This is a genomic window from Nonlabens sp. SCSIO 43208 (assembly GCF_050703575.1).
Lineage (GTDB): Bacteria > Bacteroidota > Bacteroidia > Flavobacteriales > Flavobacteriaceae > Nonlabens > Nonlabens tegetincola.
On sequence record NZ_CP065365.1, the window covers coordinates 1,812,913 to 1,834,303 of the forward strand.

The 21,391-nt window shown below is 34.3% G+C and carries 19 protein-coding genes; 8 read left to right on the forward strand and 11 right to left on the reverse strand.

Going from position 1 to position 21,391, the window contains the following annotated elements; translation table 11 throughout:
• Positions 1-66 precede the first annotated feature (66 nt).
• From I5168_RS08245 to I5168_RS08265, 5 genes are all read left to right on the forward strand, one after another.
• On the forward strand, positions 67-1,059 hold the full coding sequence (locus I5168_RS08245; RefSeq protein WP_431472759.1) for a glycosyltransferase: 993 nt from the start codon (positions 67-69) through the stop codon (positions 1,057-1,059).
• A complete protein-coding gene (locus I5168_RS08250; protein WP_431471476.1) occupies positions 1,056-1,973 on the forward strand; it encodes a hypothetical protein in 918 nt (305 codons plus the stop codon). The genes I5168_RS08245 and I5168_RS08250 overlap by 4 nt, the downstream gene beginning before the upstream one ends.
• The gene (coaE, locus tag I5168_RS08255; RefSeq protein WP_431471477.1) at positions 1,970-2,563 is read left to right on the forward strand and encodes a dephospho-CoA kinase; all 594 of its coding nucleotides are present in this window, start codon (positions 1,970-1,972) and stop codon (positions 2,561-2,563) included. Before I5168_RS08250 ends, coaE begins: the two co-directional genes overlap by 4 nt.
• A gap of 77 nt (positions 2,564-2,640) precedes the next feature.
• Positions 2,641-4,218 carry a sensor histidine kinase gene (locus I5168_RS08260; RefSeq protein ID WP_431471478.1) on the forward strand — a complete coding sequence of 526 codons (1,578 nt, stop codon included), beginning with the start codon at positions 2,641-2,643 and terminating at the stop codon, positions 4,216-4,218.
• Between the two features lie 24 nt (positions 4,219-4,242).
• Entirely contained in the window at positions 4,243-4,959 is a 717-nt protein-coding gene (locus I5168_RS08265) for a response regulator transcription factor (RefSeq protein ID WP_042280367.1), read from the forward strand.
• On the opposite strand, the gene miaA is transcribed toward I5168_RS08265, so the two are convergent.
• The 5 genes from miaA to I5168_RS08290 all read right to left on the reverse strand — a co-directional run bounded on the left by miaA (position 4,956) and on the right by I5168_RS08290 (position 12,837).
• A complete protein-coding gene (miaA, locus tag I5168_RS08270; protein WP_431471479.1) occupies positions 4,956-5,915 on the reverse strand; it encodes a tRNA (adenosine(37)-N6)-dimethylallyltransferase MiaA in 960 nt (319 codons plus the stop codon). The genes I5168_RS08265 and miaA overlap by 4 nt on opposite strands.
• Positions 5,869-6,711: an ion transporter gene (locus I5168_RS08275; protein WP_431471480.1), complete on the reverse strand. Its 843-nt coding sequence runs from the start codon at positions 6,709-6,711 to the stop codon at positions 5,869-5,871. Before I5168_RS08275 ends, miaA begins: the two co-directional genes overlap by 47 nt.
• Before the next feature lie 3 nt (positions 6,712-6,714).
• Positions 6,715-9,123: an alpha-ketoacid dehydrogenase subunit alpha/beta gene (locus tag I5168_RS08280; RefSeq protein ID WP_431471481.1), complete on the reverse strand. Its 2,409-nt coding sequence runs from the start codon at positions 9,121-9,123 to the stop codon at positions 6,715-6,717.
• A gap of 58 nt (positions 9,124-9,181) precedes the next feature.
• Complete coding sequence (locus I5168_RS08285; RefSeq protein WP_431471482.1) at positions 9,182-12,028, reverse strand: aminopeptidase; 2,847 nt, start codon at positions 12,026-12,028, stop codon at positions 9,182-9,184.
• Positions 12,029-12,147: 119 nt separating this feature from the next.
• Positions 12,148-12,837: a TIGR00730 family Rossman fold protein gene (locus I5168_RS08290; protein WP_042280361.1), complete on the reverse strand. Its 690-nt coding sequence runs from the start codon at positions 12,835-12,837 to the stop codon at positions 12,148-12,150.
• Positions 12,838-12,960: 123 nt separating this feature from the next.
• On the opposite strand from I5168_RS08290, the gene I5168_RS08295 reads away from it, so the two are divergent.
• Genes I5168_RS08295 through I5168_RS08305 form a run of 3 tightly spaced genes read left to right on the forward strand, consistent with a single transcriptional unit; the run spans position 12,961 to position 16,077 of the window.
• Positions 12,961-13,563 carry a SprT-like domain-containing protein gene (locus tag I5168_RS08295; protein WP_042280358.1) on the forward strand — a complete coding sequence of 201 codons (603 nt, stop codon included), beginning with the start codon at positions 12,961-12,963 and terminating at the stop codon, positions 13,561-13,563.
• Positions 13,556-14,635 carry a mannose-1-phosphate guanylyltransferase gene (locus I5168_RS08300; protein WP_431471483.1) on the forward strand — a complete coding sequence of 360 codons (1,080 nt, stop codon included), beginning with the start codon at positions 13,556-13,558 and terminating at the stop codon, positions 14,633-14,635. Before I5168_RS08295 ends, I5168_RS08300 begins: the two co-directional genes overlap by 8 nt.
• Positions 14,635-16,077 (forward strand): DUF389 domain-containing protein, encoded by a 1,443-nt coding sequence (locus tag I5168_RS08305; RefSeq protein ID WP_105019255.1) that lies wholly within the window; start codon positions 14,635-14,637, stop codon positions 16,075-16,077. Before I5168_RS08300 ends, I5168_RS08305 begins: the two co-directional genes overlap by 1 nt.
• Positions 16,078-16,168: 91 nt before the next feature.
• On the opposite strand, the gene ettA is transcribed toward I5168_RS08305, so the two are convergent.
• The 6 genes from ettA to I5168_RS08335 all read right to left on the reverse strand — a co-directional run bounded on the left by ettA (position 16,169) and on the right by I5168_RS08335 (position 21,390).
• The gene (ettA, locus tag I5168_RS08310) at positions 16,169-17,860 is read right to left on the reverse strand and encodes an energy-dependent translational throttle protein EttA (RefSeq protein ID WP_431471484.1); all 1,692 of its coding nucleotides are present in this window, start codon (positions 17,858-17,860) and stop codon (positions 16,169-16,171) included.
• Complete coding sequence (locus I5168_RS08315; RefSeq protein WP_431471485.1) at positions 17,853-18,269, reverse strand: hypothetical protein; 417 nt, start codon at positions 18,267-18,269, stop codon at positions 17,853-17,855. Before I5168_RS08315 ends, ettA begins: the two co-directional genes overlap by 8 nt.
• Position 18,270: 1 nt before the next feature.
• Positions 18,271-18,453, reverse strand: a complete 183-nt coding sequence (locus I5168_RS08320) for a CAL67264 family membrane protein (protein WP_042280350.1) — start codon at positions 18,451-18,453, stop codon at positions 18,271-18,273.
• A gap of 147 nt (positions 18,454-18,600) precedes the next feature.
• Entirely contained in the window at positions 18,601-18,975 is a 375-nt protein-coding gene (locus I5168_RS08325; protein WP_431471486.1) for a DUF2809 domain-containing protein, read from the reverse strand.
• Complete coding sequence (locus I5168_RS08330; RefSeq protein ID WP_431471487.1) at positions 18,965-19,750, reverse strand: DUF1361 domain-containing protein; 786 nt, start codon at positions 19,748-19,750, stop codon at positions 18,965-18,967. Before I5168_RS08330 ends, I5168_RS08325 begins: the two co-directional genes overlap by 11 nt.
• Before the next feature lie 266 nt (positions 19,751-20,016).
• Positions 20,017-21,390 carry a DUF4153 domain-containing protein gene (locus I5168_RS08335; protein ID WP_431471488.1) on the reverse strand — a complete coding sequence of 458 codons (1,374 nt, stop codon included), beginning with the start codon at positions 21,388-21,390 and terminating at the stop codon, positions 20,017-20,019.
• Between the last annotated feature and the right edge of the window lies 1 nt (position 21,391).

The window sequence follows — 21,391 nt, forward strand, 5'->3', positions numbered from 1 at the left end:
TTCTTTATACTTAAAAGGCCGCCTCGTGCGGCCTTTTTTTATTTGTATTTTTGAAATGTGAAAAGCATTGATTATTCATTTATAATTCCCGTTTACAATCGGCCAGACGAGCTTGAAAAATTGTTGAAGAGTCTGGAAAAATTAAATTTTGACAGATCTTTTGAGGTTGTGATTATAGAAGATGGGTCTACTTCAAAGTCTGATATAGTATGTTCTCGCTTTCGCGAAAGCGTAAACATTTCATACTATTTTAAACCGAACTCTGGGCCTGGTGATTCTCGTAATTATGGTATGAGTAGAGCGCAAGGTGATTATTTTATAATTCTGGATAGTGATTGTTTAATACCAGAAAATTACTTGAATGAAGTTGATGAATTTTTAAAGAACGATTTTGTACATTGTTATGGAGGTCCAGACGCAGCACACGAGAGTTTTACCGATTTACAAAAAGCGATCAACTATTCAATGACATCTTTCCTTACTACAGGAGGAATTAGAGGTGGTGGTGAACAATTAGGTAAATTTCAACCGAGAAGCTTTAATATGGGATTGAGTAAAAAGGCTTTTGAGGATACTGGTGGTTTTGGTACGATTCATCCTGGTGAAGATCCTGATCTAAGTATACGGTTATGGCAATCTGGATATGAAACTAAGCTTATTAAAAAGGCATATGTTTATCATGAAAGAAGAATATCTTGGACTTTATTTAAAAAGCAAGTTGAAAAATTTGGAAAGGTTAGGGTAATTTTAAATAAATGGCATCCACAAACATCAAAACTTACCTTTTGGTTTCCCTCTCTTTTTATATTGGGAGCTATGTTTAGTATTGCTTTTTCACTACTAGGTTATATTGAATTGTCAATAGTCTATACCGCTTACTTTTTTCTTATTTTTATTGATGCTACGATTAAGAACAATATAAGTGTAGGATTCAAAGCTGTGTATGCTACAATGGTACAGTTCTATGGATACGGTATCGGTTTCCTTACTTCTTTCATAGCTATTAAAATTCTTAACAAAAATGAGAAAGAGGCCTTTCCAAAACTATTCTTTAAATGATTAAGGCAAGTAAAAATAATTATGGGGTCCTTCTCATATTCATATTAGGAAGTGCGATAGTTTGGTTCATTTTAAAATATGGAAGTACTTATCAAGATACTGTAGATATTGAAATCAATTGGGAGAATTTACCAATCGAATATGAATTTGAAAATCAAAATAATACTATTACTGTTCCTGCTGTAGTACGAGGTTCGGGTTATAGTATTATTTATAGGAAGCTGTTTAATTATCAAGTAAATTTAGATTTTAAAGAATGGGTGAGGACTGATTCTAATCCACATTTTATTCCTAACGATGCATTTATTGCAATTAATCAAATGACTGATGGCTTAAGTTTGGTTTCTTTGAGTAACAAACCAGTTACTATTGATGTATATAGAAAACTTAGTAAAAAGGTACCTATCGATAAAAACTTAATCATTGATTTTAAAGATGCCTATAGACTAGTTGAAGAGCCTATATTTTCTATTGATAGTGTTCTTATTTCTGGTGCAGAAGGTGAATTAGCAGGTTTTAAGGACTTGGTGTTGGATAAAGAATCTATCACGTTAGATCGTGATACAACAACAGTTCAAGTGGATTTAAATAAATATTTCAAAGCAGCTAAAGTTGCTCCTAATGAATTAACCATTACCTTTATAGCTCAACCCTATACGGAATTTACTACCACCAAAAGCTTAAAGGATATTTCGATTCCAAATAATTTTTACCTTACTGTTGATAGTTTACAAGTAAAAGGAAACAAACCATTGAATACTGTGGTTAATCGCAAGGATTTATCAATAACCTTAGAGCTACCAAAAATATTATCAGATTCATTGATGCTTATACCTTCAGTTTCTTCTAACATTAAAGAACTACAAGGGTTGAGAACTATTCCAAACACTGTAATGATAGTATCAAAAAAATGAGAGTAATAGGTATTACAGGAGGAATAGGAAGTGGAAAAACCACGGTGGTTAACATGTTTAAATCATACGGTGTGCCATTATTTATCGCAGATGATGAAGCTAAACTAATTTTGGCTAAAGATCATACTGTAATTAATAAAGTAAAATTGTTACTAGGAGTTGACGCTTACGTCAAGATCGATGGTGTTGAACAACCTAATAGAAAGTTTATTGCTTCAAAAGTTTTCAATGATAAAGAGTTATTGAAAGAGCTTAACAAAATCATACATCCTGCAGTTAGATTAAAATTTAATGATTGGGTAGCCGCTCAAGATGCTGTTTATGGAATGTATGAAGCCGCTATTTTATACGAAAGTGGTGGAGATTCCATTTGTGATTCTGTTGTTTTAATTACTGCACCAAGGTCGGTAAGAGTGCAAAGGGTCATGGCGAGAGATAAGGTTACTGAAGAGGAAGTGATCGCTAGAATGGAGAATCAGTGGACTGAATTAAAAAAATTAAATAAAGCAGAATTCGTACTTCCAAATAAAGATATTGAACAAACGAAACGTTTTGTATGTTATTTAAACGATTTTTTGTTAAATAATTGAATTATACTCAGTAAAAATTAAAGTTAATACTAGGTTAAAAGCTTTTTAACAGAATTAATACTCATTAATTTTGTTTCGTGAATAATATTAAGGGAGTTTTCTTTAATCTGATAGTAATGGGTATCGCGTTAGGTGGTATCCTAGTTATACAGATATATTGGATAGTGAATGGGCTGTATGAGAAAGAGCAACAGTTTTCATTTGCAATTAAGCAAACATTGGCAGAAGCGGCATCTCAATTAGAAGAAAAGGAAGTTGAACGCTATTACGATTTATTTCAAAGTTTAAAGGATAGTCTAGGTGGTAATCCAGACTCTAGAACAGTGCGTGAATTAATTTTAATTCAACGTAATGAAGAATTAGAGGAAATAACAACCTACTCCAATAGTTTACTCACAGAAAATTACAAACTCAATCCAAAGCTATTAGACATAGATCTAGATAGTGTAACCTTTACCAAATTATTTAATAAACAATCTAAAGTTTCTCAACAAGCTAAAACCATTGATGGTTTAAAAGCTAGCCAGCGCAATTCGTATGAACAGCTTTCAAAAATGGAGGAATATGAAAAGCGTTTAATTGGTAACATGGTGTCTGAGTTTAATAGTTACTTACCACTTACTCAAAGAACTTCAGTTGATGAAGTAAGAGAGTTATTAAAGAAGGAACTTAAAAAAAGACAGATAGACACAGATTTTGAATTTGCTATATACCAAGATGGTCTAGCGACTCGTATAAGTTCAGAAAATTTTGATTTTCTAACGGATGCAACCTGGAGTTATCCCGTATTTACCACTAATTCAAAGGATGTAGAACCTTATGAGTTATCCATTAATCTGCCAGGTAGACAAAAGTATCTTTTGTCCTCCATTATTTGGATGGCTTTGCTTGTATTTCTTTTTACGTCTATAATAGGTATGGCTTATGCTCATGTTTATACTCAGTCCAAAAAACAAAAAGAAATTTCTCAAATTAAAACCGATTTCATTAATAACATGACACATGAGTTTAAAACTCCCATCGCTACAATAAACCTAGCTCTGGATAGTCTTAAACACCCAAAAATAGCGAGCGATCCAGAAAAAATTAAGAATTACCTCGGTATGATTAGGGAAGAGAATAAACGCATGCACAGTCAGGTTGAGAATGTTCTTCAAATTTCAAAATTGGAGAAAAGTGATCTTAATTTAGAAAAACAAAGAGAAGATGTTAATGAACTTGTTGAAGAGGCAATATCTCATATACAATTGATTTTAGAAGAAAAAAATGGAGTTGTAAATACTTATTTTGGAGCCCTAAAGACTGAGGTTTTAGTCAATCAAAGTCATACTCTCAATGTGTTTGTCAACATTTTAGAAAATGCTATAAAATATTCTGAAGAAGCACCAATAATTGATGTGTTTACAGAAAATATTAAAAATAAAGTCGTTATCAAAGTTAGAGATAACGGTATAGGAATGTCCAAGGCTGCTCAAAGAAAAATTTTCCAAAAATTTTACCGAGAACATACCGGAGATATTCATAACGTAAAAGGACATGGTTTAGGTCTGGCCTATGCAAAACGCATACTAGATGATTGTCATGGAGAAATTTACGTAGAAAGCACTAAAGGTGTAGGAAGTACATTTAGTATTCACTTGCCTTTACTAACCTAAATATTAACTAAATAATTACTACTTATGGAAACTGAAAACAAAAAAATACTATTAGTTGAGGATGATCCAAATTTTGGAACTGTTCTTAGAGATTATCTTGCTATGAACGACTTTGATGTGGTTCATGCGAAAAACGGAATGGAAGGTTTCGAAAAATTTAAAAAGGATAATTACGATTTATGTATTCTTGACGTGATGATGCCTTATAAAGATGGGTATACTCTAGCTAAAGAAATACGTGAAAAAAATGAAGATGTACCTATCATTTTCTTAACAGCAAAAGCCATGAAGGAAGATGTATTAAGAGGTTATAAAGTAGGTGCTGATGACTACCTGAACAAACCTTTTGATAGCGAAGTCTTACTTATGAAAATTAAAGCTATACTGCAGCGTAAAGGACAAGATAGTATTGCTGATAGTAAAGAATTCGAATTTCAAATAGGTAACTTCCATTTAAATTCTAAACTTAGATTCCTTACTTATAATGATGATGAACCTATAAAGTTATCACCAAAAGAAAACGATCTTCTGAGATTACTAGCGCTGCATATCAATGATCTTATGCCTCGTGAATTAGCTCTAACAAAAATCTGGAGAGATGATAATTACTTCACCTCAAGATCTATGGATGTTTATATTGCAAAACTGCGTAAGTATCTTAAGAAGGACGATAATGTTGAGATTGTAAATATACACGGAGAAGGATTCCGTTTACTTATAAAAGATCAAGTAGATTATTAATCAAATCGATCTGTAAGTAGTTTATGTACTCGCTGTACCATTTCAGTATGGCGAGTACTATAATTAAACCAGTGAACTTGGTTATCCTTGCGGTACCATGTCATTTGGCGTTTAGCAAATCTTCTAGAGTTACGTTTAATTAAACGAATAGCCTCGTCAAGATCTATTTTATTTTCAAAATAAGGAAACAGTTCTTGGTATCCTACGGTTTGTAAAGCTGTAAGTTCTTTAAAAGGCAAAAGGCTTTTAGCTTCTTCAATTAATCCATTATCGATCATTAAATCTACTCTTTGATTAATGCGATCATATAACGTTTCTCGAGGAGCTTCTAGTCCGATTTTAATAGTTTGAAAATTGCGTTCTTGTTCATTACCAGATCTCAATTCCTGCATCGTTTTACCACTTGCTCTATACAAAGAAAGAGCTCTAAGTAATCTCCTAGAATTATGCATATCTACTTGATTAGCGTATTCTGGATCGACTTTTATTAACTCTTGTTGTAGACTGGATATACCTTTTTCTTTTAATTGAAGCTCTAGCTCATCAAGTATTGAATCAGGAACATCAGGAAAGTCATCTAGACCATGTGTAACTGCCTTTTCAAATAAAGCGCTTCCACCTACCATTATGACAACATCGTTTTTCTCAAAAAGGTGATTTAAAATTGTTAACGCTTCCTTCTCAAAATCTCCTGCACTCATGGGATTATGAATACTACGGTCTTGAATAAAATAATGAGTCGCAGCTGCTTGTTCTTCTAGGGTAGGAGCAGCGGTCCCTATATTCATTTCCTTGTAACACTGCCTGCTATCGCACGAAATGATAGCTGTTTGATACGCTTTCGCGAAAGCGATACTTAAATCAGTCTTTCCAATTGCTGTAGGTCCAACTATGGTAAGAAGTGTTTTTTTAGTCATGGAGCTCATAACCGCATTTGTGACAAAATTGAGCACCATCCTGATGTTTTTTTGCTAAACAATTTTGACAGACTTGAGTATTTACATGTCGATAATTAGGATTGTCTTTTTTTACTTCTCTCGAATATTCTGCACTTACGATACCCGTAGGCACAGCAATTATTCCATATCCCATTATCATAATCACTGTAGCGATAAATTGCCCTAACGGCGTTACTGGAGCAATATCTCCAAATCCTACTGTGGTAAGTGTGACAATGCACCAATAGATACTTTTTGGGATGCTATCAAAGCCACTGTCTGCACCTTCTACAAGATACATAAGGGTTCCCATTATTATAGAAACGACTAGCACAGCGAATAGAAATACGGCTATTTTTGGTCCGCTTGCGCGTATGGATTTGGATAATTTATCCGCTTCACCAATGTATCTTGTTACTTTTAAAATTCTAAATACGCGTAGTAATCTTAAAGCTCTCACTGCAATAAGAGCATTGAGACCTGTTATAAATAGGGTAAGATATAAGGGTATTGTAGAGAGTAAATCTATAACTCCATAAAAGCTAAAGATATACTTAGAAGGTTTATTGATGGATATGATTCGTAGTATGTATTCAATAGTAAAGAAAATGGTTATAATCCATTCTGCAATAATAAATTGATTAGCGTATTCTTCACCTATTCCAGGAACACTTTCTAGCGCTACCAGAATTACGCTCATTAGGATGAGAATAAGTAATACTACATCAAAAATCTTCCCTGCTGGTGTATCTGCCTCATAAATGATTTCATGGACTTTTTGACGCCACAGGGAAGATGTTGTATTGTTGCTCATATATTATCTAGGATATCGTGCTGGCATAGCCTCGTGCATGATTTCATACACTTTATCAAAGATATCATCTTTACTAGGTTTTGAGAAATAATCACCATCTGTAGAGTAGGCTGGTCTGTGAGCTCTTGCGCTCAAACACTGTGGTTTGCTATCTAGATATCTCCAAGCGTTTTGCTCATCAACAATTTTTTGAAGGATAAAAGCGCTAGCTCCACCAGGTACATCTTCATCAATAACTAATAATCTATTGGTGTTTTGTACACTTTTTACTATATCGTGATTAAGGTCAAAAGGTAACAAGGACTGAATATCTATAATTTCAATATCTATTCCTACTCGTTCAAGTTCCACAGCTGCTTCCTCAATAATACGCAAGGTTGAACCATAAGAAACAACGGTAATATCACTACCTGTTTTTATGGTTTCAACAACTCCTACAGGAGTTCTAAACTCTCCTAAGTTTACAGGTAATTTTTCTTTAAGACGATATCCGTTTAGACATTCAACGATAAGGGCAGGCTCATCGCTTGCCATAAGAGTGTTATAGAAACCAGCTGCCTTGGTCATGTTTCTAGGTACTAGAACATGAATACCTCTTACTAGATTAATGATTCCACCCATTGGTGAACCACTGTGCCAAATTCCTTCTAGGCGATGACCTCTAGTTCTTATAATTACTGGAGCTTTTTGTTTACCGGCAGTTCTATATTGAACAGTAGCTAGATCATCACTCATGATCTGTAAGCAGTAAAGTAAATAATCTAGGTATTGGATTTCGGCAATAGGTCGTAATCCTCGCATTGCTAGACCGATTCCTTGTCCTAAAATAGTAGCTTCTCTAATACCGGTGTCTGATACTCTTAATTCACCGTATTTTTCTTGCATTCCTTCAAGACCTTGATTAACGTCTCCTATTTCTCCAGCATCTTCACCAAATACCATAACCTCTGGATGCGCAGCAAATAATGCGTCAAAATTATCTCTCATGATAACTCTAGCATCTACCTCATTGCTTTCCTCATTATAGACTGGATCTACAGCCTGTATGTTGACTACAGCCTTATCAGACTTACTAAAAAGATAATCGCTGTATTTAGGTTGAATGGTCGATTCATAATCACTTAAAAATGCTTTAAGTTGATCAATTTCATCATGATTTTCTCCTATTGTATATCGTAAGGTTTGTTTTATAGTTTCAAAAACTTCTTTTCTAATAGGCTCTTTAGTTTCTTTTAATTTAGAAATTAAAGGTTGAATGAAAACTTGATTATCACTTACGTTCGCAACTTTTTCTAGGTGCTGTACCGCTTCATCTCTTTCTTTAAGAATAGGATTGATGAATGCAGTCCACGCTGCTTTTTTACCGTTACGTACTTCTTTTTTAATGTCTTTCTCTAAGGCCGACAGCTCATCATCTGTAGCAAAGTCATTTTCAATCAGCCATTTTCTAAATTGTGCGTTACAATCATATTCTACTTCCCAAGCTAGTCTTTCTTCATCCTTATAACGCTCATGAGAGCCACTAGTACTGTGACCTTGTGGCTGTGTGAGTTCATCCACATGAATCATTACCGGTACATGCTCTTCTCTAGCAATTTTACTAGCTTTTTCATAAGCCTCAACTAGAGCTACATAATCCCAACCTTTAACTACGATTATTTCATAACCCTTGCCGTCTTCATTTCTTTGAAAACCTGCCTGAATCTTACTTATACTTTCTTTTGTAGTTTGATGACGTGCATGAACCGAGATTCCATAATCGTCATCCCACACGCTGATTACCATAGGTACTTGCAGGACTCCGGCAGCATTAAAGGTTTCCCAAAAATGGCCTTCACTTGTACTTGCATTACCTATCGTTCCCCAGGCAACTTCATTACCTTTATTTGAAAATCCATTATCTGCAGGAATAAGGTCATTGTGACGATATACTTTACTAGCTTGTGCAAGACCTAATAATCTAGGCATTTGTCCAGCAGTAGGAGAAATATCGCTACTACTATTTTTTTGATCGATTAATCTTTTCCAATTTCCTTTCTCGTCAAGACTGTGTGTCGCAAAGTGACCACCCATTTGTCTTCCTGCGCTCATTGGTTCCTCTTTGATGTCGGTGTTTGCATACAGTCCAGCAAAAAACTGCTCGATAGTAAGTTCACCTATAGCCATCATGAAGGTTTGATCTCTATAATAACCGCTTCTAAAATCACCATTTTCAAAAGCGCGAGCCCAAGCAAGTTGAGGCAGCTCTTTTCCATCACCGAAGATTCCAAATTTAGCTTTTCCTGTAAGTACTTCGCGGCGACCTAGTAGACTACATTCGCGACTAGTTACCGCAATTTTATAATCTTTAAGGACTTCGTTTTTAAAGTCTTCTTTTTTTAGAGAAACAGTAGGGTTTTCAGTTGCTTGCATAGAATTTTATATTACTGCAAAAATACGGAGATTAAAGCCCGTTTGCAATAGCGTAAAATTAGTACCACCTACGAGTAAATAGCCCTATAAAAGTGTTAACATCTAGCGTTACTATGAACCTTATTTTCTCATCATAATTAGGTTGCGCGATCTCCCATCCATTATTGTTGTACACAGGAAAATACAACTCAAAATAATCTTGCAATAGGTTTAATCTAATCCCAGTGTCATATACAAATCTTGCGCTTGTACCCTTGTTTTTAACAGCTCCTACATCACCATAAACAAATATGTATTTCCATATACTGTACGAAGAATTTAAGGTGGTAATCCACTGGTTTGCAAATGCTGGATCCAATTGAGCTTTGAATCCACCTTCGGCAAGAATTAATTGTTGCGAGAATAGACCGTCATCTTCAGATCTACCATAATAGTTATAATCAAAAAGATAATCCGTAGGTCTATCTAAGGCAAAGGAGAAAAAATCATCATTGGATCTTGTATCGTTATATAGAAAAGTTCCCATGAATACTCTAAAATTGAGCTGTCTATTATCCTTATAGAGTCTGCGCCAGTCTAATCTAAAACTTGCTTTTGAAAAACGTTCACTAATCTCGGTGCCAAAACTATAACTAAAAGATCTTCTAAGGTTACGGTCTGATTGATTGAAACTCAATGCAAAAACATTGTAATCAGGATCTTCTTCAAGAGATTCATCATTGCGATCTCGTTGCACAAATACGTTTCTAAAATTAAGGCTTTGTCTTTTATTACTACGCAAGTCTTTAGGTCTGTAATTAAAACTTAACCACGCGCTTCCTCGTCTATATAGTAAATCTGGAGCATAAGAAAATTGATTGGCACTTAGTCCATATCTCATAGAAAAAAGGCTGTTGTTTCTATCTTGAAATGGATGCTCATAACTTAATCCTATCGATCCCACTAATTTGCCTGAGTTTGTCCCATAGGCAGGTTTAATGCTATATCTAAAAGGTTTTGACAGTAAATTACCATTGTAAAATCTAGAACCTATAGCCAATCCATCGTATATATTAAATGTTATATCTGGCATCAAGAAAACTTGAGATTTTTCAGGGTCTTCAATGTCCTTGAATAGCCTAAATTCCAAGGGCCTATTAAATGCAGGAAATGGTTTTAGAGTTTTGTAGTTATCTCTTGGGTTAAATTCAGGAATTATTTCCTCATAGTTAAGTACAATTCTATTGGCGGTACCTAATTTCTTGTTTTGTATCACTTTTCGCGAAAGCGTAATAGAAGTATCACCTATAAATCCATTAATCCATTCTTTATAAACAATACTATCATTTTTGAGTGCGTAGATAGGAATAGGGATAGGATAAACGCTCTTATTCTTAATCGTTACAATTACTGAATCTTTGTATTTCTCTATGTTCCTTATTTTCCAATCTAGCCTTTCGTGACGAGTTATAAAGTAATTAAAAAACCAATCAATTTCTTTATCTGTTTGTTCGTTCAAATATTTTTGAAAATCCCGACTATTTTGTGAATTTGACGGTGATTGACTATAGAGCTTTTTAATCGAATTTTCAACGGCATTATTACCTAGATAGTCGTTAAGATATGCTAATCCTATTGCAGCTTTAAATGGAATGGCGAGTTGTTGATTGTATTTCAATAAACTATCAGCAGGAGTATTGGGTGCTTGATCTAGATTAAGTCTTTTTGTATTTAAGTATAAAAATGCATACCTGTCATTAAACCTTAGTTGTGAAACATTGAATCCTCGTATTCCCCAAAAATCACTTAGTTTACCACCAATTTTTAAGTCTGGGTAATATTGTTCCTGGTATTTCATTATGGTATGGATGATTATACCTTGTTTTAACCAGTATTCATCTCTATTGTGAGTACTTATTCCTTGTTCTACCCATTTACGAGTAAGTGCTTTGAGCATTTTTATTTCATAGGTAAAACCTGCTGGAAATGGGTTAATAAAACTAGGTAAAGAGCTTAAGCCATATACCGGATTTTCTTTGTAAAATTTATCTGAAATGAAGAGTTCCCTACTCGGAGATTTACCTACATGATCATTCAAAAAACTAGCTATTCTATCTATAAAAACCACTTTCATTTCAGTGGGAACACTTTCATCATCAATATCAGTGGTTAAATCCACTTGATTAGTGCTATAACGTTTAAAATCGTCGGTTGATTCTAGGAAGTATAACCTAGCACTAGAGCTTGTTAAACCTTCAAATAGATAGCTGTTACGATTTTCCTGCTCAACTTGGGTAATCATTTTTAATGAGGATATAGCCTTGAGACGAGAAGGAACGTGAACTGAAATGCTCATCTGGGTAGGTGCGCCATAAAAATCATTTAAATCTTTATGAGAATAAAACTGCCATTCTCCATTTACAAATGGCGCAGGATGCAGGTACCAATATTTGAGTAGATATTCATTATCGCTACTCTTTCCATAGCCAGTAAAATCATCAAGAGGAATTTTTACTTTGTAAGTTATGTTTACACTGCGTGATGTTTGTGGTGCGATGGGCTCCAACAATTCTAAAATAACAACGTCTGGATTAGATTTTGGTCTGCTTACGATATAGTTTTCAGTATTTAGACTAGAAATATCTGTAAAGCCTTTATCCTCATCAGATGAAAATTCAAACCGATTTTTAAAATCCTCAGCTAGTCTTATAGCTAAAGGAGTCTGTAAGTTACTGAAAGCATTAGCCCAATCTAATAAATACACTTTATCCCAAGAGATATCACTTGTATTAACGAAAGTTATTTCTTGTTCAATGGTCAATTCCCTAGCATCATCATCAAGCTTAACCACAAGGTTAGTTTGATGCTGCGACCAGCCATAAATGGACAATAGTAAAGTGAGAAATACAAGAAATCTTGTTTTCAAAGGTGCTTTTTTAGAGTTTACTTTCAAATATGATGTTTAAATATTAAAAAATCATCACAAAAATCACCTATTTCTAAGTTGATTTTTGTGATGATTACAAAAGTGCTTAGTCTAAGATACTAGAAATTAGGACTCAAGCTGTATTTTGCATAGAAGTCATTGATAATACTCACTGCTTCTTCACTAGTATCGACTAAATGAATCAAATTTAAATCTTCTGGAGAAATCGTATGAAATTTCTTGTCAAGGGTTTCTTTTACCCAATCCAATAATCCACTCCAAAATTCGGTACCAACTAAAATGATTGGGAATTTTGCAATCTTATGAGTTTGAATAAGTGTAATAGCTTCAAATAATTCATCAAGGGTACCAAATCCACCTGGCATAACCACAAAACCTTGTGAATATTTGACAAACATTACCTTACGGGCAAAAAAGTAATCAAAATCAAGGCTTTTATCATGATCGATATAAGGATTGTCATGTTGTTCAAACGGCAAGTCGATATTAAGACCAACAGATGTTCCTCCTGATAAATGAGCGCCTTTATTTCCTGCTTCCATTATTCCAGGACCACCACCGGTAATTACACCATAACCATTTTCAACGATACGTTGTGCAATTTCAGTTGCTAGTTTATAGTACTTATTATCAGGTTTTAATCGAGCACTTCCAAAAATAGAAACACATGGCCCTATACGGCTCATACGCTCATAACCCATTACAAATTCAGATAAGATTTTAAAGGTTGCCCAACTATCATTTGTTTTTAAATCATTCCAACCTTTTTCATTTATTTCTCTGCGCATGTTCTATTATTTATTACAAAACAAACATAATCACAACTATTCACATAATTGTTAATACATGTTTATATAATAGGTTATTTAAAAAAATAAGTCTTTTTATCTTCACGTTTCAAAGTAAATGAAGTGGATCTTTTAGAAAAGTACTTACCTAAATTAACCGTAGCACCTATACATGCCTTATTAAAGGAATTTAAGGTTCAATTAAAAATTGTTCACGAAAGAAAAACTAGGCATGGAGATTATCGTCGTGATGCGAGTGGATTGCATCATATCACTATAAATAGTAATTTAAATAAGTATCGATTTTTAATAACACTTGTACACGAGCTAGCCCATCTAGTTGCTTTTCAAAAATATGGACGAAATATCCAACCACATGGAGTAGAGTGGAAGCACACATTTCAAAAAATGATGATACCTTTTTTAAGGCCCGATATTTATCCAAGTGATCTTTTACCAGTGGTAGTCAAGCATTTTAAAAACCCCAGAGCTAGCAGTGATACTGATGCATTGATGAGTATTGCCTTGCGTCGTTATGATCCCGAGACCGATAAAAATTATATATTTGAATTACCGTATGGCAGTAGGTTTGTTGCGAGTAATGGCAAATTATACCAGCTAGGTAAAAGACTGCGCAAAAGATATGAATGTCTTGAGCTCGATTCAGGTAAAATGTATGTTTTTCAACCCAATGCTCAAGTAACCTTAATGAAGACAAATGAGTAAGAACAGGTACGCCGTTATTATGGCCGGTGGAGTAGGATCCCGATTTTGGCCAGTAAGCAAACAAAAATTTCCTAAACAATTCCACGACATGCTGGGAATTGGTAAGTCTTTGTTACAAATGACTTATGATAGATTAAGTGCTACTATTCCTGTAGACAATATTTTAGTTTTAACCAATGCAGACTATGTAGAGTTGGTTAAAAAACAGTTGCCGCTCATGCAGGATACACATATCGTGGCAGAGCCTGCTATGCGTAATACTGCACCATGTATTTTACTAGCAGCTCTCAAAATTCAAAAAATGAATCCCGATGCTACAATGATCGTGGCTCCTAGTGATCATTATATTGAAGAAGAACATTTATTTAATGAGAATTTAGAAACGGCTTTTGATCACTGCTCACAAAATCGTCATGACCTAATGACATTGGGAATCACTCCTACATCGCCTAATACAGGTTATGGTTATATTGAATTTGAACCTTCATCTAATCAAGTAAAAAAGGTAAAGCAGTTTAGAGAAAAGCCTAATCTTGAAACAGCTAAAGAATTTTTGGCAAAAGGTACTTTTTTATGGAATGCCGGTATTTTTATCTGGCACGTTGATGGTGTCGTTTCCGCTTTCGCGAAAGCGCAACCTGCATTAACCACATTATTTAAAAACGGTTATGAGGTTTACAACACAACCCATGAAAACGATTGGTTAGAAGAAAACTATCAAAAAGCTGAAAATATATCAGTTGATTATGCGATACTAGAGAAAAGTAATCACGTAAACGTAATTCCAGCACATTTCAGTTGGAATGATTTAGGGACATGGGGTTCATTATTTGACAAACTCGAGAAAAACAGCGACAATAATGCTATAGTTAATTCTAGTGTAACCGCTATAAATTCAAGTAACAACATCATAAAAACTGATACTAATAAAAAGGTAATCATTCAAGGACTGGAAAACTATATAGTTGTTGACGAGGATGATGTACTCATGATAATACCACAAACAGCTGAGCAGGAGATTAAACAAATCCGCCAAAGTGCAATTAATAAATACGGAGACGAAATAGGATAATGGAGCAAAATAATCCAACACAACCTAGTGACAAACTCGAGGAAAATCAACAAAAGATTTCTGGGATTTGGGATAATGTAAAGGCTTTTTTAAATGAATTGCTAGACATACGGGAAGATAGTGATCGTAGCGAGACAGTTGAATCTGTACGCAAGGATATTTCCTTTCAAGGACACAACGCATGGATTTTGATTTTCTCTATCATGGTAGCTTCTATCGGATTAAATGTAGGGTCTACAGCAGTTGTGATTGGAGCCATGTTAATCTCACCACTTATGGGACCTATTGTAGGAATGGGATTAGGTACAGCGATTAATGATGAAAAAATGTTACGTCGTTCCTTAATCAATCTCATGGTAATGATGGGATTGTCTCTTATTACGGCAACCATCTATTTTAAAATTTCGCCTTTTGTTGAGTTTAATGATGAACTTAAGAATAGGACATTCCCTACTTTTCTAGATGTGCTTATAGCCATATTTGGTGGGCTCGCGTTAATTGTTGCAAAATCTAAAAAGGGTACTATGTCAAATGCTATAGCAGGTGTTGCAATTGCCACAGCCTTAATGCCACCATTGTGTACGGCAGGATACGGAATTGCGATGTGGGATATAAGTATTTTTGGAGGCGCCATATATTTATTCTCTATCAATGCTGTTTTTATAGCATTATCGACATTTGTAGTCTGTAAGTTGCTTAATTTTCCAATGGTTAAATATGCTAATCAAGCAAAAAGAAAGCGTATTTCACGTATTGCTACTGCAGTTGGGATCATAGTTCTGTTACCATCGGTTTTCTTTTTTTATCAATTGTATCAAGACCAGCTTAATAAACAAGCAAGATTAGAATTTGTAGAATCCCTAAATTACAAGGGATCTATTTTTACACCTATTTGGAACGAGGAAAAGAAGGAGCTCATAATGAGCGTAGTTGGTAAAGAAGTTCCAGAAGAGAAAATTAAAGAATGGGAAGATCAATTCTACCAAATGGAGGATCTTGAAGAATGTACCGTGACCTTTGTTCAAGGTAGCCGTACAATCATAGATTCACAGAATGAAGATCTTGCCAAAATTCAAGAGGAACGTATTGAAGATTTTAAACTTATACGAGATAAAGATTCTCGCATTGAGGCGCTTGAAAATCAATTGAGATTAGTTAGTAATAAATTTAAGGATAAAGATATCTTACTAGATGAATTGGGGTATTTATATCCTCAAATAGGTAGCATGGGACTAGCTATGAATCATACTAGAGATTACGCAACAAAAAAAATGGACAGTACCGAGGTGATTACGATTTCTTTCAAAGATTCACTGCTAGATGAGGAGAATAAAAAAGTAATCAAAGAGAACATCTATAATTGGTTAAAATATCGATTGAAGAGTGAGCGAGTTCAGGTAAATGAAGTGAAATATCAAGCTATGGATTCATTAAGTCAGTAATATGACTTAAGAAGATTAGTATCTTAATAAAATAAAAAATCCGTTTTGCGACTGTGCAAAACGGATTTTTTTTATGGAACTCAGTTACTAATTAATCTCTAGTTAACTTCTTATACTTTATACGTTTAGGAGTTACATCACCCAGACGCTTTTTCTTGTTTTCTTCATATTCGGTAAAACTACCTTCAAAACTGTATACTTGTGAGTCTCCTTCAAATGCGATTATGTGTGTACACACACGATCAAGGAACCATCTATCGTGAGAAATAATTACGGCACAACCAGCAAAGTTTTCAAGACCTTCTTCAAGCGCTCTTAATGTATTTACATCTAGATCATTGGTAGGCTCATCCAGTAAAAGGACGTTACCCTCTTTTTTTAGAGTCATAGCTAGGTGTAAACGGTTGCGCTCACCACCAGACAGCGTTGAAACTTTTTTATTCTGCTCTGATCCAGAGAAATTAAATCTACTTAAATAAGCTCTAGAATTTACCATACGACCACCCATCATTATCTGGTCTTGACCATCGGCAAAGTTTTCCCAAATACTTTTTTCAGGGTCTATATCACTATGACTTTGATCTACGTAGGCAAGTTTTACCGTATCTCCTACATTAAATGTACCGCTATCAGGTTGCTCTTGTCCCATTATCATTTTGAAAATGGTGGTTTTTCCAGCACCATTAGGTCCTATAATTCCCACAATTCCGTTTTGCGGTAAAGTAAAATTAAGGTCTTCATATAATAACTTATCTCCAAAGGCCTTGCTCACATGTGATGCTTCAATCACATTAGTTCCTAAACGTGGTCCATTTGGTATATAAATTTCAAGACGTTCTTCCTTTTGTTTTACATCTTCATTTAACAGTTTGTCATAGTTATTTAAACGCGCTTTTTGTTTAGCTTGTCTACCTTTTGCACCTTGACGAACCCAGTCTAGTTCTCGCTGTAGTGTTTTACGACGCTTAGACTCTTGCTTTTCCTCTTTGGCAAGTCGTTCACTTTTTTGATCTAACCAGCTAGAATAGTTTCCTTTCCAAGGAATACCTTCACCACGATCCAATTCAAGAATCCATCCAGCCACGTTATCAAGGAAATATCTATCGTGAGTTACCGCTATAACGGTACCTTTATACTGTGCTAGGTGTTGTTCTAGCCACAAAACAGATTCTGCATCGAGGTGGTTGGTAGGCTCATCCAGTAATAAAATTTCTGGTTCTTGTAATAGCAATCTACATAATGCAACACGACGACGTTCACCACCAGACAGGTTTTTAATTTGAGCGTCACCAGGTGGCGTGCGCAGCGCATCCATTGCAATTTCTAGTTTGGTATCTAGATCCCAAGCATTGAGTGCATCTATTTTATCTTGAAGCACAGCCTGTCGATCCATTAATTTTTGCATTTTATCGGCGTCTTCATAGACTTCTGGTAGTCCAAATTGATCGTTAATGGAATTGTATTCCTCAAGAACGGCAACAGTTTCTGCAGCTCCTTCTCTTACAATGTCCATAACTGTTTTATCATCGTCTAGTTGAGGTTCTTGTTCTAGATACCCTACATTGTAACCGTCTAGAAAATGAATATTACCTTGGTAATCTTGCTCAACTCCTGCAATAATTTTAAGTAAGGTAGATTTACCAGAACCATTAAGACCTAGGATACCAATTTTGGCACCGTAGAAAAAACTTAAATGAATATTCTTTAGTACTTGTTTACCAGTACTTCTGTAGGTCTTAGAAAGACCTTGCATGGAAAAAATTACTTGTTTATCGTCACTCATGGGATGATGTTTTTGTCTTTAAAATTGTAAATAATTGTTGTAGAGATTGTTCTAGGTATCGCTTTCGCGAAAGCGTAATAACCTCACCACCTTTTAATTTTATAAGCAGCCCTTTTTCTTCAAGAGATACTTTTTGTAACTGGTTAAAGCTAAAACCGTTTGTTTTTCTGCCTAGTAACTGTAAAGTTATTCCTTTACGGTTGTATGAAATGAAATGTGTACTGCGAAAAGAGTTCATGTTTATATAAAAAAACAGGGCTATCCCTATTCCCATACCCAAGTACGCTACGTATTCTTCTAAACTTGTGAACAGTAAAAGCACACCAGCAACTATAAGAATTATTCCTATAGAAGTGAAAGCGACATACTTTCTAGCAGTTTGATCTTGAAATACGATACGATGCTTCAATTTAAACGCGACCTTTTAAAGCATTGAAAACCCATGCAATAGCAAAAAATCCCACTCCTACTGCTGCAAATCCATAACCAGCTACCTCACTGTACTTAAATGCTCCTAGTGCGATGAGCCCTAATCCAATAATGATCATGATTAAAGTAGCCCATCCTAATACTCCGTTTTTGTTTAATGCCATAATCAAATTTAAAGTACAAAGATAAGTTTCATCTAGCGATAATAATAAAGTAAGACGTCTGTAGTAAAATAAAATAATACGTAAAACCACCATTTACTGTTTGAATTTAGTGGTTGTTTTAAAAAATAGTCATGATACATGGAGTTATTAGGGCTGCTTACTTTCACTATACCTTAAATCAATACATACAATGATCAATACTCCTGTCGTATAACATAAAATATCATACCAGGAAAAGCTAGTGCCTATTATAATTCTGGCTAGGTGATACTTCTCTAAATTTAAAATAGAAATAATGTTTATGTATTGTAGTATTTCTACCAGGTAACAAAATGTCAAACTAATTATAGCTGTTGATCTTGCAGACCATAAAAAGAAAATTTTGAACAAACAATAAATAAAAATAGCCACAATAACATCGCCCATATACGGCCGAATAAAAGAATCATTTATAAAACGTTCAATGATTACCATTATAGCAAATGAACAAATAGCAAGAATAATGTAAATTTTATTTTGCATAGTTACTGTACATGATAAGGCTTATACTAAGAAGTACCGTATAGGCGACCAATTGGGATAGCAACGCTATGTTATGTGTAAGCGAACTTAGAGTATCGATAAAGTCGATGAATAATTCATAAGGTGAAGTAAGTAAATCCCAACTATTAAACCTTAATTCTCTACCTAAATAAATACCCAGCGAGCAAAGTACGATTAAAGTGATAGTGATTACAGGAAATAGTAAAGGATGGCAATCCCATTCTCTTTTAATCAATGCATTAACCTCAAACAATCCATTACAAAATATGACAAGACCACACCATCCAAACAAACCATAATTCACAATATCATAATGTAACCACATATCCTGCGAGTTAGAAATATGAATCATATCTGTAACCATATAAGGCGCATTGGGTAGAAATAATAACCATACCATCAAAAACACTACAATAATAGCTCGTTTAGCAAATGTAGAAGTCGTTGAGGATTTTGGAGTAGGGAAGTAGAGTTCGCTTTCGCGAAAGCGTGATTTATCATCATTAATCCTATAAAAAATAGAATTGGTCTGTAACCAAAAAACCATTTGGATAAATGTGCTTTTTTGAAAGGTTGAGGTGATCCTTATGATAAGTAAAGGAATAATGGCTAGAAATAAATTCCATACCATAAACAAACCATAGAAACTCGTGGTTACCTTAATACGAACCATGAGCATAAACAAACTTAAAATACTAAGAACTAGAATTAATTTACTAGAATATTTATGCATAGCTGATGATAATTTGGGCATACCAGTAGGCGATAGGTATGTTAATTAATAGGCAATAGATAGCAATTATTCCTAACTGACAATTTCTTTTATTAATCATAATTGTAATGACAGCAATGAGTAATGCTATCAAAGAAATAATTACGCTAAAAATGACGTATAAGTATCCCAAAATATAGATGTAATAATGCGGAAACATCAATCCACAAAGAAATATTATGGTACCCAAGACAAGACAAGACCATCCTACCCGAATCACCAACCATAAATTGGGAACAGTTTTTAGTTTAGTAAGTGTCATGATTTTCTAATTGAAGGTCCAGATATGTTTTGCTTTGCCAGTCTTTTTTAGTTGATTTTTCACTTATTTTAGGCGAATACACTTCCTTTATAATTTGTTTTTTGATAGATAGATTTTCCTCAAGAATAAGCGCGTTTCCAGGATATAGTTCATAGAACAATTCAGTATCAATATGATTGTTTTTTATATTGTAAGAAGTCATTATTGCGTCCCAATTTACCCAACTATACATTACCAAGAGTAGAGTAGCGATATAGGAATTGCGTCGCAGTAAATAGGTAAAGGTAAGTTTGTGCTTGATTTTAAGGTATACTGTAATTATCCCAATAACACATAAGAATAAGTAGATCATCACTCCTAATCTTTTAGGAGTGAGTCCAAAATTAATTATGTAGGTATAATTTTTAATACATACGCTACCGATTAGGATAAGATTTAAAACTAACCATGAATAAGCTATTTTGCGCAGTGATTGATTTTTCTTGAAAAAATTAAGCTGTCCCCTGAAAAAATAAACGATAATTATAAGAGCCAAAATAATACTAGCTATACTGGTATAGACTCCTTGATGAACAGCATTAGATAGGGATGTAGCAGGTTGATAAGTTATTTGAGTAATAAATACAAATTCTGTAATTAAGAAGAAAATCAATAGAACGTTAAGCGCTATTAAGGAATAAGTTCCTATTTTATTTTGCTCTTTGCATAATGAAAGGTCTAAATGCGAAGGAACTAGCAGCTCATTTTTAGAATTCTCATCAAATTTGACTAACTCCTCAACAGGTTGACCCATAGAAATGTTCGCTGTGAGTAAAGAGCCTAAAAATGCTGTAAAAATCCATAAACCATTGAGAAATGAAAAATCGATATTATCCAATATATTTTGCATGACAGGATTTGAGTTGGCATACAGCAAGAGAAATACTATTAGGAGAAAAGTTGGGATGCCAAAGTACTTTAAGTATTGTAGGAAGCTAGTACTAGATTTCTCCTTAATTTGAGTTGTTTGTGGCTTTTCAAAAAAGCGATGTAATGAACCGAATAGTATATTGAAAATTCCATTTATCCACTTGATGTAAATACTCGATTGGTAATAAACAACAGCCCCTATGGTTTGTATACCCATTAGGCAGTACATAAAATTATTAAGTTTATTACTGTGCCAACTAACTGCTATGGCAGTTCCTAGCCACAAGCAAGCACTAACTAGTACAGGTTTTTTAAGGAGAACAAATTTTTGTTGAAGTACCAGAATAATTAATATAAATACGGTGTAAAAAACAGTATTTAATCCCATTCCTTGCGAATAAAATAGGTAAGCGAAGACGATACCACCTAATATTGATAAAATTGATTTCATG

What these genes read in the sequence shown, in the direction of transcription:
- ettA (WP_431471484.1), bottom strand. Translation starts at nt 17,860, where the DNA reads ATGAGTGACGATAAACAAGTAATTTTTTCCATGCAAGGTCTTTCTAAG.
- I5168_RS08265 (WP_042280367.1), top strand. Translation starts at nt 4,243, where the DNA reads ATGGAAACTGAAAACAAAAAAATACTATTAGTTGAGGATGATCCAAAT.
- I5168_RS08335 (WP_431471488.1), bottom strand. Translation starts at nt 21,390, where the DNA reads ATGAAATCAATTTTATCAATATTAGGTGGTATCGTCTTCGCTTACCTA.
- I5168_RS08330 (WP_431471487.1), bottom strand. Translation starts at nt 19,750, where the DNA reads ATGCCCAAATTATCATCAGCTATGCATAAATATTCTAGTAAATTAATT.
- I5168_RS08280 (WP_431471481.1), bottom strand. Translation starts at nt 9,123, where the DNA reads ATGCAAGCAACTGAAAACCCTACTGTTTCTCTAAAAAAAGAAGACTTT.
- I5168_RS08325 (WP_431471486.1), bottom strand. Translation starts at nt 18,975, where the DNA reads ATGCAAAATAAAATTTACATTATTCTTGCTATTTGTTCATTTGCTATA.
- I5168_RS08250 (WP_431471476.1), top strand. Translation starts at nt 1,056, where the DNA reads ATGATTAAGGCAAGTAAAAATAATTATGGGGTCCTTCTCATATTCATA.
- I5168_RS08275 (WP_431471480.1), bottom strand. Translation starts at nt 6,711, where the DNA reads ATGAGCAACAATACAACATCTTCCCTGTGGCGTCAAAAAGTCCATGAA.
- I5168_RS08305 (WP_105019255.1), top strand. Translation starts at nt 14,635, where the DNA reads ATGGAGCAAAATAATCCAACACAACCTAGTGACAAACTCGAGGAAAAT.
- I5168_RS08290 (WP_042280361.1), bottom strand. Translation starts at nt 12,837, where the DNA reads ATGCGCAGAGAAATAAATGAAAAAGGTTGGAATGATTTAAAAACAAAT.
- miaA (WP_431471479.1), bottom strand. Translation starts at nt 5,915, where the DNA reads ATGGTGCTCAATTTTGTCACAAATGCGGTTATGAGCTCCATGACTAAA.
- I5168_RS08300 (WP_431471483.1), top strand. Translation starts at nt 13,556, where the DNA reads ATGAGTAAGAACAGGTACGCCGTTATTATGGCCGGTGGAGTAGGATCC.
- I5168_RS08320 (WP_042280350.1), bottom strand. Translation starts at nt 18,453, where the DNA reads ATGGCATTAAACAAAAACGGAGTATTAGGATGGGCTACTTTAATCATG.
- coaE (WP_431471477.1), top strand. Translation starts at nt 1,970, where the DNA reads ATGAGAGTAATAGGTATTACAGGAGGAATAGGAAGTGGAAAAACCACG.